The sequence below is a fragment of the Luteimicrobium sp. DT211 genome, assembly GCF_049844995.1.
Taxonomy (GTDB): Bacteria; Actinomycetota; Actinomycetes; order Actinomycetales; family Cellulomonadaceae; genus Luteimicrobium.
Genome location: NZ_JBNCMC010000002.1, coordinates 632,581 through 648,005, shown reverse-complemented (window position 1 = coordinate 648,005; position 15,425 = coordinate 632,581). Strand labels below are relative to the sequence as shown.

Sequence of the window (15,425 nt, the reverse complement as noted above, 5' to 3'; positions counted from 1 at the left end):
CCGGCGGTGCTTGACTCGAAGGCATGGTCAAGAAGCCCGGGCACGACGGGGCCGATGCCGCGCTGTACGGCAACCGCTTCCTCACGGAGGAGGCGCCGTCGACCACGTTCCCGGACACGGGGATGAGTCCCACCGACACGATGCGTCTGGTGGACGAGGACCTCGCGCTCGAGGGCGACCCGATGCGGAACCTGGCGACCTTCGTGACGACGTGGATGGAGCCCCAGGCGCAGCGGATCATCGCGGAGAACCTGCACCGGAACTTCATCGACCACGCCGAGTACCCGATCTCCGCCGAGATCGAGCGGCGGTGCGTGCGCATGCTGGCCGACCTGTTCCACGCGCCCGGCGTCACGACCGGCTGCCGCACGCAGGGATCGTCGGAGGCGATCATGCTGGGCGCCCTGTCGCTCAAGTGGAAGTGGAAGGAGCGGCGCCAGGCCGCCGGCCTGTCCGTGGACCGGCCGAACCTCGTGTTCGGCGGCGACGTCCACGTGGTGTGGGAGAAGTTCTGCCGGTACTTCGACGTCGAGCCCCGAATCATCCCGCTCGCACCGGACAAGTACACGATCGGACCCGACGACGTCGCCCCGTTCCTCGACGAGAACACCATCGGCGCCGTGGCGGTCCTCGGCACCACCTTCACCGGGCACATGGACGACGTCGTCGGGATCAACCGGCTGCTCCTCGACGTCAAGCGCGAGCGTGGGCTCGACATCCCGATCCACGTCGACGCCGCGAGCGGCGGGTTCGTCTGGCCCTTCCTCTACCCCGACTCCGAGTGGGACTTCCGGCTCGAGCAGGTCCGGTCCATCAACGTGTCCGGGCACAAGTACGGGCTCGTCTACCCGGGCATCGGCTGGCTGGTCTTCCGCGACGAGACCGACCTCGCGCAGGACCTCGTCTTCTACGAGAACTACCTCGGCAAGACGGACGCCACGTTCACCCTCAACTTCTCGACCGGCGCCGCGATGGTGCTGGCCCAGTACTACAACTTCGTCCGGCTGGGCCGCGAGGGCTACACCTACGTGATGCGGCAGATGAAGGACAACGCGAAGGTCCTCGCGGACAACCTGCGCGCGACCGGGCGGTTCGAGGTGATCGGCGAGGACGCCGAGCAGCTTCCGCTCGTCGCGTTCCGCCTCCTCGACCACGACTCGTACGACGAGTCGGACATCGCGTGGCAGCTCTCGGCCGAGCGCGGCTGGATGCTGCCCGCCTACACGCTGCCGCCGAACGCCCAGGACGTGAAGATCCTGCGGGCGCTGGTCAAGGAGACGATGGGCCGGGGGATGGTCGACCGTCTGACGCAGGACATCGACGACGCCTGCACGACCCTCGACCTCAAGGGCGGCGCGCACCCCGCGGAGCGCCAGCAGGTCAAGAGCGGCACCGGGTACTGACCCGGCGGGAGGTCCGGCCCACGGGGGGCGACGGGGCAGCCGGCTTGTGGTGCACGCGGCGCTCGTCTACGCTCCACGACAGCGCTGTCATAGCGCGGTGCAAGGACGCGCTGCGAAAGGAACTTCCCCATGAGCCGGCTCCTCTCTGCCGTCGTGACGGCCGCCGCCTCCGCGGCGCTCGTCGTGACGGCCGCCGTCGTCCCGCCGGGCGCGGCAGCTGTCGCCGACGACGCCCCGGGCTACGGCGCCCCGGACGCGATCGCGGCCGACTACTACGCCGCGCTCCTGCGGCACACCCGCTGGGTCGAGACCGTGTGGGACCCGGCGTCGGGCGCGTACCTGCTCAAGGACTTCGACTTCGCGGTCGTCCTCGGCAACGCGGTCCTGCTGACGCACGGCGACTACGACGCCGGGCTCGCGGGCGTGAGCGAGGACGTGCTGCGTGCCCACACGCTCGCGACGATCAAGAAGTTCGCCGCAGACAACCGGCTCGTCCGCGCGAACGGCACGTGGGGCAAGACGCTGTTCTGGGACTCGACGTTCGAGTCGTACTTCCTCGACGCCGGCCGGCTGCTGTGGGACGAGCTCGACCCCGTCACGCAGGCCAACCTCACGACCATCGCCAAGGGCCAGGCGGCCTACACCGCCGGCCTCGACTTCGGCCAGGACCCGCTGTCGGGCAGCTGGGACGCGCGCTGGCCCGACGGTGCGTACCAGGGCGACACCGCGCTCGAGGAGTCCGGCGTCTATACCCAGTCCCTGGCGCCAGGCCTGGCGTGGGCCCCCGACGACCCCGCCGCGACGGAGTGGTCCGACCAGCTCAACACGTGGGCCCGGAACGCCGCCGGCCAGCCGACGGCCGACCGCAACAACCCGGCGGTCGTGGGTGGCGCTCCGATCTCCAGCAACACCATGCACAACATCAGCGATACGTACCTCGTGGAGAACCACGGGTCGTACGAGCCGCACTACCAGTCGGACATCTGGCGCTCCGGCGGCCGGAACGCGATCCAGTTCCTGCTCAACGGCCGGCCGCTCCCCGAGGTCCTGACCCGCCAGCCGAACTCGGCCGAGCTGTGGGACTCGCTCCAGCTCGACATGTCGGCGCAGGGCGAGCCGTTCATGCCCATGAAGGACGACCGCGAGTTCCTCTACGGCCGTGACGTGATCCCGCTGGCGTTCGTCGGGCAGGTGCTGCGCCGGCCCGAGGCCGTGACCGCGGAGGCGCGCATGGCGTCCGGGCTCGCGGCCTACCAGTCGTACGCGCCCGTGTACCGGCTCGCGAAGTTCTCGGGCGAGCCGAAGTACGAGCCCGAGGCGCGCGCCGAGATCGCGATCTCCTACCTGCTGCACGTCTACGCCGACTCCTCGGCGCAGGGACCCGTGAAGCCGCTCACGGACGCGCAGGCGTTCGCCGCGACCGCGGGCGTCCGTGACTACGGCGCCGACGCGGGCATCGTCATGCAGCAGTCGACGACGGCGTGGGCGTCGGCGATCAGCAAGCCCGGCTACGTCAAGTTCCCCTGGGTGCCGGGCCACGACTCGTGGCTGTTCCAGCTCTCCGGCTCGACGCCGTACCTGTACCCGTCGACGGGCGCGAAGGTCGGGTCCCGCGACGTCACCACGTACACGGAGCCGCGCGACGGCTTCGACGGCACGGCCTCGGTCCTCCAGGTCGGGTCCGGCTACGCGGGCCAGGCGACGCTTCCGACGGGCGCGGCGGTCTACGCGTCCACGGGCGCGGGCCGCGACGACGGCATCGTGTCCGTCCGGAACCTCGACATGGGCGGCGCGTTCGGGCTCGACGGCGACCGCACGTACACCACGGCCGAGGGCCAGGCTGTCGTCGCGCCGCGGCCGACGGTCCCCGCGGACCCGGCCGATGCGAAGGCGACCCGCGTCGACGACGTCGCGTTCGACGCCCCGACCTCCGCGCGGTACGTCCGCGTGCTGGGCCAGCAGGGCAACGCGACGTACGGCTACTCGATCTACTCGCTGCACGCCTACGGCCCCGCGGACGGCGCGAGCGCGCCGAAGGACCTGGCCGCCGGCCGCCCGGCGACGGCGTCGAGCGAGGACACGGCGAACCACCGCGTCGCGGGTGCAGCCACGGACGACGACCCCGCGACCCGCTGGGCCGTCGCGGTCTCCGAGCGCACCCGCGCCGACTCGTGGCTCCAGGTGGACCTCGGCGCGAAGACCGAGCTCGACTCGGTGCGCGTCGCGTGGGAGTCCGCCGCGGGCCTGCGCTACCTCGTCCAGGTCTCGGACGACGGGCAGACCTGGCGCACCGCGGCCGCGTACGGGAAGGCGCCCGCGGACGTGAACGTCGCCCGGCTCGACACCGTCGACCTCACGCCGCCCGGGCAGTCGGACCCGGCGCCGGTCACCGCGCGGTACGTCCGGATGCAGGGCGTCCGCGGCGACGCGCAGTACGGCTACTCGCTCTACCACCTCCGGGCGTTCCGCCCGGACGGCACCGACGCCGCCGCCGGGCACCCCGCGACGGCCTCGAGCGCCGAGCCCTCGCTCCCGGCGAGCGCCGTCACGGACGGGAGCCCGACGACCCGCTGGGCCGTGTCGAAGGACGAGCGCACCCGCTCGGACTCCTGGGTCCAGGTCGACCTCGGCGCGCCGACGGCCGTCAGCCAGGTCCAGCTCGGCTGGGAGGCCGCGGCGGGCGACGAGTACGTCGTGCAGACGTCGCTCGACGGCAAGACCTGGCAGGACGCCGCCCGCCACGAGGAGACCGGCGACCGCGTCGTCGAGTCCGACGGCGGCTGGATCTCGGTCGACGACGAGGGCGGCTTCGTCGTCCGCGGCACCGACGCGCCGATCACGGTCACGCGGGCGAGCGACAGCCAGCAGGTCATCCGCCTCGCCGACGGCGGGCAGGGCTCGCGAGTCGTGGAGATGATCCCGGGCGACGCGGCGGCCACCGCCGCCCAGGCGGCGCGCAAGGAGCCCACGACGTCCAGCACGAGCACGCTCGCGGCACTCGTCGACGGCTACCTCGTGGTCTTCAACCTCTCGGGCGACGCGGTGACCACGCAGGTCACGGTCCCGCACGACGGCGGCGCGGTGCCGCTGTTCGCCGGCACCCAGCGGGTGGGGGCGCACGCGTCGGTGCTGGACGTGACGCTGCGCCCGGGCTCGGCCGTGGTGCTCGCGCCGCGCGCGACCGCGGTCACGCCCGGGAAGGGCACCGCGCCCGCCGGGCTGACGGCCGACGTGCGCGACGCGCGGACCGTCGCGGTCTCGTCCGACGGCACGGCCCGCTCGGTGCTCCTGCGCAACCTCGAGACGGGGGAGGTGCTCGGCCAGGGCCTGCCGCCGACGGGCAAGGTCCAGACCGTCGTCACGGAGGACGCCCACCCGTACCCGGTCGCGGACCTCGCGCTCAGCAGCGAGACCTTCCCCGCGTCCGTGCTGCCGGCCGGCATGACCGACCCGGCCCGCGCCGTCGACGGCGACGCTGGCACGTCGTGGGTCCCAGGGCCCGGTGGGCGGATGGTCGTCGACCTCGGCAAGGCCGCAGCGATCGGCCGGGTCGGGCTCACCTGGGACGGCGCCGCCGTCCCCGGCGCGACCGTGTCGGTCAGCGACGACGGGCTCTCGTTCCACGACGTCGGCACCATCGCGGCGGGCGCGCGGCGAGGCTCCGTGGACGTCTCCGCCACCGCGCGCTACGTCGCCGTCACGACGACCTGGAAGAGTGGCGACGCCGGCCTCGCCGCGCTCTCGGTCGTCCCGCAGGGCTGAGCGAGGATCAGGCGTCCGCGAGCTCCATGGTGATCCCGCGGAACGTCGCGTACCGGGCCAGGTTCGTCGTGGCGTCGTCGACGGTCCGCTGTCCGGCCGCGGACTCGAGGTCGGCCTGCAGCGAAGCCAGGTCGTCCCAGTCCATCATCACCACGAGGTAAGGCGCGGGACCGATGACGCCGGTCGGCCGGTGGCTCAGCGTCATCCGGCGCAGGCCGGGCTGCTGCTTCACCAGCGGGATGTGCACCTCCCGGTAGTGGCGCTCGAACGCCTCGACGTCCGAGGGCGTGTCGTAGGTCACGACGAATCGTGCCTGGGGCGGTGCGGCGTCCGTGGCCATCGGGATCGGCTCCTGTCGTGGGGTCGCGGTGCGGTCACGGGAACCGTACTGGTCGGGGGCGTACGGCGTCAGGGGGCGCGACGGCCGAGCCCGGGCACGCATGATGGGATCGACCCGGTCGGGTGTCCGGGCGACGAGAGCGGAGGGCGCGATGGCTGCACGTGCACTGCGGGAGCTGCTGGGGATCGAGCACCCGGTCGTGCTCGCGCCGTTCGGCGGGGTGTCGTCCGTCGAGCTGACGGCGACGGTCACCGACGCGGGCGGCCTGGGCTCCTACGGGCTGTACGGCTACGGGCCGGACCGTATCCGCGAGACCGTCGCGGCGCTGCGCGCGGCGACGTCCGGACCGTTCTCCCTGAACCTGTGGCTGCCCACGGGCGACGAGGTCCTCCCGGCTGACGTCGACGTCGGCACCGGTGCGCCCGCCGTCGCCGCCGTCGCCGGGCTCTTCGCCGAGCTCGGCCTGGAGGTCCCGCGGCCACCCGAGCGCTTCCTGCCCTCGTTCGACGACCAGCTCGACGCCGTCCTCGACGCCCGGCCCGCCGCGGTGAGCTTCGTCTTCGGGGTGCCCGCGCCCGACGTCGTGGAGCGCGCGCACGACCACGGGATCGTCGTCGTCGGGACGGCCACGACGGTGGCGGAAGCAGTGGCGCTCGCGGACGGCGGGGTCGACGTCGTCGTCGCGACGGGCGCCGAGGGGGCGGGGCACCGGGTCTCGTTCCTGCGCCCGCCCGAGGACTCGCTCGTCGGGACGTTCGCGCTCGTCCCGCAGGTCGTCGACGCCGTCGACGTGCCCGTGGTCGCGGCCGGGGGCGTGGCCGACCGTCGCGGCGTCGCGGCGGCGTTCGCGCTCGGAGCGTCCGGCGTGCAGGTCGGGACGGCGTTCCTCGCGACGCGGCAGTCCGCGGCGAGCGACGCCTACCGCGTGGCCATCGCGTCCGCGGCGTCCGACGCGAGCGTGCTGACGCGCGCCATGAGCGGGCGGCTCGCGCGCGGCCTGCCGAACCGGGCGGTGCGCGTCATCGAGGCAGCGGGTGCGATCGCCCCGTTCCCCGCGCAGAACTGGCTGACCGGGCAGTTCCGTGCCGAGGCGGCGCGGCGCGGCGTCGGCGAGCTCCAGTCCCTCTGGCTCGGGCAGGCGGCCGGGCTGTCCCGTGCCGACGACGCGGCCGCGGTGTTCGCCGAGCTGCTCGCCGGGGTGCCCGCGGCGCCGTGAGGCACGCTGCAGGACGCGGGCCGCGGACCGGCCCGGACGCGCGAGGATGAGCCCATGCTGTCCGTACGGGTGACCGCCTCCCACGACGTCGCCGAGCTGCTCCGCGCAAGGCTGGCCGAGGAACCGACCGTCGCCGACCTCACCGTGGTCCCGGGTGTGGCGATGGACGGGCGCGGCGACGTGCTGCTCTTCGAGCTGGCCCGAGAGAACGCCAACAACATCATGCGGGAGCTGCGTCACGCCGGTGTGCCCGGCGAGGGCAGCGTGGTCGTCACCGAGCCCGTCACTGTCCTGTCCGACGCCGCGGTCGAGGCCGAGCGCGCGGCGGCGGGGCATCCCGCCGACGGGGTCCTGTGGGCGGAGCTCGCCGACAAGTCCCGCGAGGACGCGCGGCCGTCGGTGACGTTCTTCATGTTCCTGCTGCTCGCGACGCTCATCGCGGGGATCGGCCGGCTGCTGGACCAGCCGATCCTCATCATCGGCGCCATGGTCGTCGGCCCGGAGTTCGCACCGATCGCGGCGATCTGCTACGCCATCGTCCGGCGCAAGCGGGGGATCGCCGGGACCGCGCTGGTGACGCTCGTCGGCGGGTTCGCCCTGTGCGCGGCCGTCGCCTGGGCGGTGTGGGCGGCGGCCTACGCGGCCGGGGTCTTCACGTTCGACGACGCCACGACCGGGCCGCTCACCGAGTTCATCGTGTCCCCGGACGGCTGGTCGTTCGTCATCGCGGTGCTCGCCGGGATCGCGGGAGTGCTGTCCCTGACCAGCGCGAAGTCGTCCGCGCTCGTCGGGGTCTTCATCTCGATCACCACCGTGCCGGCCGTCGGGACGATCGGGCTGACGCTCGCCGTCGGGGCGTGGGACGAGGCGCTGTCCGCCGGCGTCCAGCTCGTGCTGAACATCGCCGGGCTCCTCGTCGCCGGGGTGGCCACGCTGTTCGTCCAGCTGCAGTTCGGCCGCTGGCTCGGACGGCGCAACGCCCGCAGCCCGCGGCGCCGGACCGTCAGGCGAAGGGGCTCGGTGTGAGCGTGTACTTGGTCTGCAGGTACTCGTGGATGCCCTCGGCGCCGCCTTCGCGCCCGAGCCCGGACATCTTCCAGCCACCGAACGGCGCGGCGGCGTTCGAGACCACCCCCACGTTGAGCCCCATCATCCCGGTCTCGAGCCGCTCGATCATGCGCTGGCCGCGGGCCAGGTCGCGCGTGAACACGTAGGACACGAGCCCGTACTCGGTGTCGTTGGCGAGGCGCACGGCCTCGTCCTCGTCGTCGAACGGCACGATCGCGAGCACGGGGCCGAAGATCTCCTCGCGCAGGAGCGCGCTGCCGGGCCGCACGTCGGACAGGACGGTCGCCGCGTAGAACGTGCCGGGGCGGTCGAGCGCGGTGCCGCCGGTGCGCAGCGTCGCGCCCCGCTCGACGGCGTCGGCCACGAGCTCGCCCGTCTTGGCGACGGCGCGGTCGTCGATGAGCGGGCCGATCGTGACGCCGTCCTCGGTGCCGCGGCCGGTCCGGAACGCCTGGACCCGCTCGGTGACGCGGCGCGCGAACTCGTCGGCGACCGACCGGTGCACGATGAAGCGGTTGGCGGCGGTGCATGCCTGCCCGATGTTGCGGAACTTGGCGGCGATCGCGCCGTCGACGGCCTGGTCGAGGTCGGCGTCGTCGAACACGACGAAGGGCGCGTTCCCGCCCAGCTCCATGGAGGTGCGCAGGACGCCGTCCGCCGCCTGCGCGAGCAGCTTCTGCCCGACGGGCGTCGAGCCGGTGAACGACAGCTTGCGCAGGCGCGGGTCGCGGATGATCGCCTCGGAGACCGGACCGGTCTGCCGGGTCGTGACGACGTTGACGACGCCGGCAGGGACGCCCGCGTCCTCGAGGATCCGTGCGAAGAACAGCGTGGTCAGGGGCGTCAGCGTCGCGGGCTTCACGACGACGGTGCAGCCCGCGGCCAGCGCGGGCGCGATCTTGCGGGTCGCCATGGCGAGCGGGAAGTTCCACGGCGTGATGAGGAAGCACGGGCCTACCGGGTGGTGCGTCACGATCATGCGCCCCGTGCCCTCCGGGTTGGGGCCGTACCGGCCCTGGAGGTGAGCGGTCTCCTCGCTGAACCAGCGCAGGAACTCCCCGCCGTAGGCGACCTCGCCCCGGGCCTCGGCGAGCGGCTTGCCCATCTCGAGCGTCATGAGGAGCGCGACGTCCTCCTTGCGCTCCTGGAGGAGGTCGAACGCGCGGCGCAGGATCTCCGCCCGCTCGCGGGCGGGGGTCGCGGCCCACGCGGGGAAGGCCTCCGACGCCGCGTCGAGCGCGGCGACGCCGTCCGCGACCGTGGCACTCGCGATCTCCTTGAGCAGCGCGCCGGTCGCGGGGTCGTGCACCGGCAGACGTGCGCCGTCCTCGGCGTCGCGCCACGTCCCGCCGACGAGCAGGCCGTCGGGAACGCGCGCCAGCAGCTCGGTCTCGCGCGCGCTCAGCAGGTCACCCATGGGAACTCCTTCGTCCGTCCGACGCCACCGTCATCACCGGATCATATACGATCCCCGACCTTCGACCGGCAGCAGGTGGCGGCCGAGGAACGCGGTCAGCTCGTCGGTCGCCGTGAGCGGGAGCACGTGCGCGACGTACTGGTCGGGGCGCACCACGACGACGGCGCCGCGCGCCCGGTCGATCCCGCGCAGGTCGAAGACGTCGCCCCGCTCGGGGTCGGCGGCGTAGACCTTCTCGTAGTCGAGCAGCCCGTACGGGCCGACGCGCGGCAGGAAGACCGGCGGCACGACGCCGAGGTCGACCTGGTCGTGGGGCTGCTGGTACACGACCTTGACGTCGAACAGCGCGTCGAGGTCGGCACCCGCAGGCGTGAAGCGCTGCACGGGGGAGTCGGGCGACCCGGCGAGCCAGTCGGCCCAGGCGGTGAGCGCCGACGGCTCGCCCGGTGCCGCGGCGTCCGCGAACGCGTACAGCCGCCAGCGTCCGTCCGCGCGGTGATGGTGACCGAGGTGCTCGTCGTAGAAGTCCGCGACCCGGCGCACGGGCGCCGACCGGAACCGCTTGCCGATAGGGAACCCCGTCGCGAGGCCCTGGTGGGCGGCGTCCCCCGTGATCATCGACGGCTCGTAGCGGGTCATGAACCCGGCCGGGAACTCGGCCGTGGCCACGTAGAACGCCGCGAGCTCGGCGGGGTCGAGCTCCTCGGGCGACCGCGTCATGAGCGTCGACCACTCGCCGTCGAACTCGATGAGGTCCTTCGCGATCTGCCAGCGCTCGCCCGAGTACGTGTCGAGGAGCGACTCCGGGCTCAGCCCCGTGAGCACCTGGCCGAGCTTCCACGCGAGGTTCCAGCCGTCCTGCATCGACACGTTCATGCCCTGGCCGGCCTTGGCGCTGTGCGTGTGGCAGGCGTCGCCCGCGATGAAGACGCGCGGCGTGCGGGTCCCGGTGAGCTCGGCGGGGACGTCGTCGAACTTGTCGGTGAGCCGGTGCGCCACCTCGTACACGCTCGACCAGGCGATGTGTCGGACGTCGAGGTGGTACGGGCGCACGATCTCGTTCGCGCGCTCGACCGCGGCCTCCATGGTCGTCCGCCGGACGGTCCCGCGGTTCGACTCGTCGGTCTCGCCGAGGTCCACGTACATCCGGTAGAGGTAGCCGCCCTCGCGCGGGATCAGGAGGATGCTGCCGTGCGGCGACTGGATCGCGCACTTGGTGCGGATGTCCGGGAAGTCCGTGACGGTGAGCGCGTCCATGACCGCCCAGGCGTGCATCGCGTCGTCGCCCTCGAGCCGGCGCCCGATGGCGGCGCGCACCGCGCTGTGCGCGCCGTCGCACCCGACGACGTAGCGCGCGTGCACGACGCGCTCTTCTCCCTCCTCGTACTCGCGATGCCCGACGACGGCGCCCACGCTCCGCCGCAGCCGCACCGCGACCGGGAACGCGCCGTCGTCGGCGACCTGGAGCCCCACGAGCTCCCAGCCGTAGTCCGGGGTGAGGCGTGCGGGGGAGTGCGCGGCGTACTCCTGGAAGTAGTCGAGCACCCGCGCCTGGTTGACGATCATGTGCGGGAACTCGCTCACGCCGTCCGGGTCGTCGACGGTGCGCTGGGTGCGGACGATGCCGTCGGGGTGGTCGGGCGTGACGGCCCAGAAGTTCATCGCCCGGAGCTGGAACGCCTCCTCGATGATGCGGTTCGCGAAACCGAACGCCTGGAACGTCTCGTTGCTGCGGGCCTGGATGCCGTCGGCCTGGCCGATCTCGAGCCGGCCCGCGCGACGCTCGACGAGGCGCGTCGTCACGCCGGGGTACATGCCGAGCTGGGCGGCGAGGATCACGCCCGCGGGGCCGGCTCCGACGACGAGCACGTCGACCTCGTCCGGGAGGTCGTCGGGGCGGTCGAGTCCGGTGCCGCTGGCGGGCAGGACGCGCGGGTCGCCGGTCACGTAGCCGTGGTGGTGGAACTGCATGGGAACTCCCGGACGTCGATGTCTGGCTGCCACGCGGTGTGTCGTGTTCTAGTATCGAACACGACGTTCGCTTAGCGAATTGCTCGATCGTATCCACCACCCGGCGCCGTGGCCATCCCCCGCGGCGCCATGAATCGAGACGAGGGCCACCGTGACCGACCGACCGAGCCGCGCGCCCGCCGCGTCGCAGACGCTCAGCCGCGGACTCCAGCTCCTCGAGGCGCTCGCCGACGCGCGTGAGCCCCTGACGATCGACGAGCTCGCCGCCCGCATCGGCGTCCACCGGTCCATCGCGTACCGCCTGCTCCGGACGCTCGAGGACCACGGCCTCGTCGTCCGGTCCGACGGCCGCGTCACCATCGGCCCGCGCATGGCGACGCTCGCGGCCGGGGTCTCGCACGACCTCCAGGCCCAGGCCCTCCCCGAGCTCACGGCCGTCGCGAACGACCTGGGCATGACGTGCTTCCTCGTCGTCCTCGACGCGGACGAGTGCATCACCCTCGTGAGCGTCGAGCCCCGCCACGCGCTGGCGACCGTCGTCCAGCGCCCGGGCGCGCGCCACCCCGTCACGGCGGGAGCGCCCGGCCGGGCCGTGCTCTCGCTCCTGCCCGACGACGCCTGGCCCGAGGGCGCGTCGACCGACGTCCGCGCGAGGGTCGCCGAGGTGCGCGACCGGGGGTACGCGACCAGCCACGACGAGGTGATCCCCGGCGTCTCGTCCGTCGCGGTCCCGCTCGTGGCACGGGGTCAGCGGCCTGCGGCGCTCGCCGTCGTGCACGTCGCCGACCCGCGCGACCCGGCGGCGCTGGCGGCGCGTCTGCAGCGGTCGGCCGCGACGATCCGGGAGTCGCTCGGCGGATGACCCGTGCTAGCGTCGGGGCGATCGTGACCCGACCGCAGGAGGTGAGACCCGTGAACGCAGTGTCCGCACCGGGTGCTCCCCTGCAGCCCACGATCACGCGACAGGTCTAGTCGCCGTCGGGAGCGCCTCACCACGCAGATCGCGAAAGGCGACTCCCATGAACACCACCTCTTCCTCGCCCGTCGACGCCACGGGTCGGCTTCCCGGCGGCGAGCGCGCGCTCGTCCTCGGCGGCGGCGGCTCGACCGGCAACGCCTGGCTGATCGGCGTCGTCGCCGGCCTGTTCGACGCCGGGCTCGACGTGACCACGGCCGACCTGACCGTCGGGACGTCCGCCGGTTCGACAGCCGCGGCCCAGCTCGGCGGCGCGACGCCGGCCGAGCTCGTCGCCGCCGCCCTCGCGCCCGCGCCCCCGCGACAGCCCTCGGCGGGCCGGCCGGAGGCGCCCGGGGCGCGTCCCGCCCCAGGCTCGGTCCGGTCGGCCGCGGACCAGATGGCCCGGACGCAGGCCATCATCGACGCCGCCTCGGACGTGGCCGACATGCGCCGCCGGATGGGGGCGGCCGCGCTCGAGCTGGACGCGGCGTCGGACGGCTCCTGGTCGGAGCGGTGGCGCGCCACCGTCGCCGCGCGGCTGTCCCGGCAGGACTGGCCGGAACGTGCCGTGCTGCTCACCGCGGTCGACGCCCGCACCGGCGAGCCGGTCGTGCTCGACCGGCGCAGCGGGATAGGCCTGGCGGACGCCGTCGCCGCCAGCTGCTCCAGCGGCCTCCCGTACCGGATCGGGGACGACCGGTACATCGACGGCGGCTACCGCCGTAACGAGAACGCCGACCTCGCGGCCGGGTGCGCGCGGGTTCTCGTGCTGTCGCCGTTCGGTGGCCGGTCGCGCCATCCGCACGCGTGGGGCTCGGGCCTCGCCACCCAGGTCGCCGAGCTGCGCGCCGGCGGCAGCGCCGTCGAGACGATCGTCCCCGACGACGACGCGGAGCGGCTGTTCGGCGCCAACGCGATGGACCCGTCGCTCCGCCCGGTCGCCGCGCGCGCCGGTCACGCGCAGGGGGAGGCGCTGGCCACGCGGCTCAGGACGTTCTGGGCCTGACCGCGGGATCGAGGAGGCATGCGATTCGCAACGTCGCGAAAGGCGGCCTGGCAATGGATCGTATATGATCGCGGACGTGGCAGAGACGGCACCTTCCGACCCGCGGTTCGCGACGCTCCCCGGCCGCCCGGGCAAGATCATCGCGGTCCACCTGAGCTACGCCTCGCGCGCGGACCAGCGCGGCCGCCGGCCCGCCCAGCCGTCCTACTTCCTCAAGCCGTCGAGCTCCGTGGCCGCCGGCGGCGGCACCGTCGAGCGGCCCGCCGGGACCGAGCTCCTGGCGTTCGAGGGAGAGGTCGCGCTGGTGATCGGGACCGAGGCCCGCCGCGTCGCCGCCGCCACGGCCTGGGACCACGTCGGGTGGGTGACCGCCGCCAACGACCTCGGCCTGTACGACCTGCGCGCCGCGGACAAGGGCTCGAACGTGCGGTCCAAGGGCGGCGACGGCTTCACGCCGCTCGGCCCCCGCCTGCTCGACGCCCGCACCCTCGACCCGGCCGGGCTGCGCGTGCGCTCCTGGGTCAACGGGCGCCCGGCGCAGGACGACACGACCGCCGGCCTGCTGTTCCCGCTCGCCCAGGTCGTGGCCGACCTGTCCCAGCACCTCACGCTCGAGCCCGGCGACGTGATCCTCGCGGGCACGCCCGCCGGGTCGAGCGTCGTCGGGCCCGGCGACGTCGTCGAGGTCGAGGTCGACGCCCCGACGGCTCCCGGCGCACCGAGCACCGGACGCCTGGTGACGACCGTGACGCAGGGCGAGGTCCCGTTCGACGCCGCGCTCGGCTCCCTGCCCGCCGCCGACGACGTCCAGCGCGCCGAGGCGTGGGGGTCCCGCGAGGCCGCGGGCCTGCCGCCCGTCGCGCCCGCGCTGACACCCGAGCTGCGCGACAAGCTCGAGCGCGTGCCCGTCGCCGGCCTCTCGGCCCAGCTTCGTAAGCGCGGGCTCAACCTGGTGACGGTCGACGGCGTGCGCCCCCTGCGACCGGGCGCGAAGCTCGTCGGCACGGCCCGGACGCTGCGCTTCGTCCCCGGCCGGGAGGACCTGTTCGCGAGCCACGGCGGCGGCTACAACGCGCAGAAGCGCGCGTTCGACGCCGTCGAGCCCGGAGAGGTGCTCGTCATCGAGGCCCGGCGCGACCCCGACGCCGGCACGCTCGGCGACGTCCTCGCCCTGCGGGCCCACGCCCGCGGGGCGGCCGGCATCGTCACCGACGGGGGAGTGCGCGACGCCGACGCGGTCGCCGCGGTCGGGATCCCCGTCTTCGCCGCAGGCCCGCACCCGGCCGTGCTCGGCCGCAAGCACGTGCCCTGGGAGGCGGACGTCACGATCGCCTGCGGCGGGACCACCGTGCAGCCCGGCGACGTCGTCGTGGGCGACGCGGACGGCGTGATCGTCGTGCCGCCCGCGCTCGCCGAGGAGGTCGCCGACGCGGCGCTCGCCCAGGAGGACGAGGACGGCTGGATCGCCGCGCGGGTCGCCGAGGGGCACCCGGTGCAGGGCCTCTTCCCGATGGACGCCGAGTGGAGAGCGAGGTACGAGGCGTGGCGCGCGGAGCGGTGACCGACGTCGAGGGCGCGAGCAAGTCGCAGCTCGCGTACCGCTGGCTGCGCGAGCGGATCGCGAACCAGGAGTTCACGCCCGGGTTCCGGCTCGTGCTCGGGACGATCGCCCGGGAGCTCGACATGAGCGTCGTGCCGGTCCGCGAGGCCGTCCGGCAGCTCGAGGCCGAGGGGCTCGTGACGTACGAGCGGAACGTCGGCGCGCGCGTCTCGATGGTCGACGACACCCAGTACCGGTTCGCGATGCAGGCCATCGGGATCGTCGAGAGCGCCGCGACCGCGCTCTCCGCCAGGAATCTCACGGCCGCCGACCTCGGCCGCGCCCGCGCGCTCAACGAGGTGATGACGGCGTCGCTGACCCGGTTCGACCCGCGCGCGTTCTCGGCGCTCAACCAGGAGTTCCACCACATCCTGTACTCGCGCTGCGCCAACCCGCGGCTCACCGAGATCGTCGAGGCCGAGTGGGCCCGGCTGGGGCACCTGCGCGACACGATCTTCGCCTTCGTGCCCGAGCGCGCGCGCGAGTCCGTGCGCGAGCACGAGCACATCCTCGGGCTCATCGAGAGCGGAGCGCCGCTGGACGACGTCGAGCAGGCCGTCCGCGGCCATCGCCGGGGCACGCTCGAGGCGTACCTGCACCACGAGCACCCCGGCGAGGCCGCGCCGCTCGAGGTCGTCGCCGCGGGCGACCGCGGCTGAGCCACAGAACACCCCACAACCCGGA

At 73.8% G+C, this 15,425-nt stretch carries 11 protein-coding genes; 8 read left to right on the top strand and 3 right to left on the bottom strand.

Features of this window, described 5'->3' with window-relative positions:
* Positions 1 to 23: 23 nt before the first annotated feature.
* Both ACLQ14_RS07105 and ACLQ14_RS07100 read left to right on the top strand, forming a co-directional pair.
* A complete protein-coding gene (locus tag ACLQ14_RS07105; RefSeq protein WP_425811327.1) occupies positions 24 to 1,403 on the top strand; it encodes a glutamate decarboxylase in 1,380 nt (459 codons plus the stop codon).
* A 129-nt stretch (positions 1,404 to 1,532) separates the two neighbouring features.
* On the top strand, positions 1,533 to 5,165 hold the full coding sequence (locus ACLQ14_RS07100) for a discoidin domain-containing protein (RefSeq protein WP_425811325.1): 3,633 nt from the start codon (positions 1,533 to 1,535) through the stop codon (positions 5,163 to 5,165).
* A 7-nt stretch (positions 5,166 to 5,172) separates the two neighbouring features.
* On the opposite strand, the gene ACLQ14_RS07095 is transcribed toward ACLQ14_RS07100, so the two are convergent.
* Entirely contained in the window at positions 5,173 to 5,505 is a 333-nt protein-coding gene (locus ACLQ14_RS07095; RefSeq protein WP_425811323.1) for an EthD family reductase, read from the bottom strand.
* Between the two features lie 151 nt (positions 5,506 to 5,656).
* On the opposite strand from ACLQ14_RS07095, the gene ACLQ14_RS07090 reads away from it, so the two are divergent.
* Both ACLQ14_RS07090 and ACLQ14_RS07085 read left to right on the top strand, forming a co-directional pair.
* Positions 5,657 to 6,721, top strand: coding sequence for an NAD(P)H-dependent flavin oxidoreductase (locus ACLQ14_RS07090; RefSeq protein ID WP_425811321.1), 1,065 nt, complete (start codon positions 5,657 to 5,659; stop codon positions 6,719 to 6,721).
* A 54-nt stretch (positions 6,722 to 6,775) separates the two neighbouring features.
* A complete protein-coding gene (locus ACLQ14_RS07085; RefSeq protein ID WP_425811319.1) occupies positions 6,776 to 7,747 on the top strand; it encodes a DUF389 domain-containing protein in 972 nt (323 codons plus the stop codon).
* On the opposite strand, the gene ACLQ14_RS07080 is transcribed toward ACLQ14_RS07085, so the two are convergent.
* Both ACLQ14_RS07080 and ACLQ14_RS07075 read right to left on the bottom strand, forming a co-directional pair.
* Positions 7,725 to 9,206, bottom strand: a complete 1,482-nt coding sequence (locus ACLQ14_RS07080) for an NAD-dependent succinate-semialdehyde dehydrogenase (RefSeq protein ID WP_425811317.1) — start codon at positions 9,204 to 9,206, stop codon at positions 7,725 to 7,727. The two genes, ACLQ14_RS07085 and ACLQ14_RS07080, sit on opposite strands and share 23 nt — an antisense overlap.
* Positions 9,207 to 9,239: 33 nt before the next feature.
* Positions 9,240 to 11,177, bottom strand: coding sequence for an FAD-binding monooxygenase (locus ACLQ14_RS07075; RefSeq protein ID WP_425811315.1), 1,938 nt, complete (start codon positions 11,175 to 11,177; stop codon positions 9,240 to 9,242).
* Positions 11,178 to 11,328: 151 nt separating this feature from the next.
* Between ACLQ14_RS07075 and ACLQ14_RS07070 the strand changes: the two genes are divergently transcribed.
* From ACLQ14_RS07070 to ACLQ14_RS07055, 4 genes are all read left to right on the top strand, one after another.
* Positions 11,329 to 12,039 (top strand): IclR family transcriptional regulator, encoded by a 711-nt coding sequence (locus tag ACLQ14_RS07070; RefSeq protein ID WP_425811313.1) that lies wholly within the window; start codon positions 11,329 to 11,331, stop codon positions 12,037 to 12,039.
* A 157-nt stretch (positions 12,040 to 12,196) separates the two neighbouring features.
* Positions 12,197 to 13,141 (top strand): patatin-like phospholipase family protein, encoded by a 945-nt coding sequence (locus tag ACLQ14_RS07065; RefSeq protein ID WP_425811311.1) that lies wholly within the window; start codon positions 12,197 to 12,199, stop codon positions 13,139 to 13,141.
* A 64-nt stretch (positions 13,142 to 13,205) separates the two neighbouring features.
* Positions 13,206 to 14,702 (top strand): fumarylacetoacetate hydrolase family protein, encoded by a 1,497-nt coding sequence (locus ACLQ14_RS07060; protein WP_425811309.1) that lies wholly within the window; start codon positions 13,206 to 13,208, stop codon positions 14,700 to 14,702.
* Positions 14,684 to 15,400 carry a GntR family transcriptional regulator gene (locus ACLQ14_RS07055; RefSeq protein WP_425811307.1) on the top strand — a complete coding sequence of 239 codons (717 nt, stop codon included), beginning with the start codon at positions 14,684 to 14,686 and terminating at the stop codon, positions 15,398 to 15,400. The genes ACLQ14_RS07060 and ACLQ14_RS07055 overlap by 19 nt, the downstream gene beginning before the upstream one ends.
* Positions 15,401 to 15,425 lie beyond the last annotated feature (25 nt).

Coding starts and splice junctions, on each gene's coding strand:
- ACLQ14_RS07075 (WP_425811315.1), bottom strand. CDS start 11,177: ATGCAGTTCCACCACCACGGCTACGTGACCGGCGACCCGCGCGTCCTG.
- ACLQ14_RS07090 (WP_425811321.1), top strand. CDS start 5,657: ATGGCTGCACGTGCACTGCGGGAGCTGCTGGGGATCGAGCACCCGGTC.
- ACLQ14_RS07085 (WP_425811319.1), top strand. CDS start 6,776: ATGCTGTCCGTACGGGTGACCGCCTCCCACGACGTCGCCGAGCTGCTC.
- ACLQ14_RS07105 (WP_425811327.1), top strand. CDS start 24: ATGGTCAAGAAGCCCGGGCACGACGGGGCCGATGCCGCGCTGTACGGC.
- ACLQ14_RS07100 (WP_425811325.1), top strand. CDS start 1,533: ATGAGCCGGCTCCTCTCTGCCGTCGTGACGGCCGCCGCCTCCGCGGCG.
- ACLQ14_RS07080 (WP_425811317.1), bottom strand. CDS start 9,206: ATGGGTGACCTGCTGAGCGCGCGCGAGACCGAGCTGCTGGCGCGCGTT.
- ACLQ14_RS07095 (WP_425811323.1), bottom strand. CDS start 5,505: ATGGCCACGGACGCCGCACCGCCCCAGGCACGATTCGTCGTGACCTAC.
- ACLQ14_RS07060 (WP_425811309.1), top strand. CDS start 13,206: ATGATCGCGGACGTGGCAGAGACGGCACCTTCCGACCCGCGGTTCGCG.
- ACLQ14_RS07065 (WP_425811311.1), top strand. CDS start 12,197: ATGAACACCACCTCTTCCTCGCCCGTCGACGCCACGGGTCGGCTTCCC.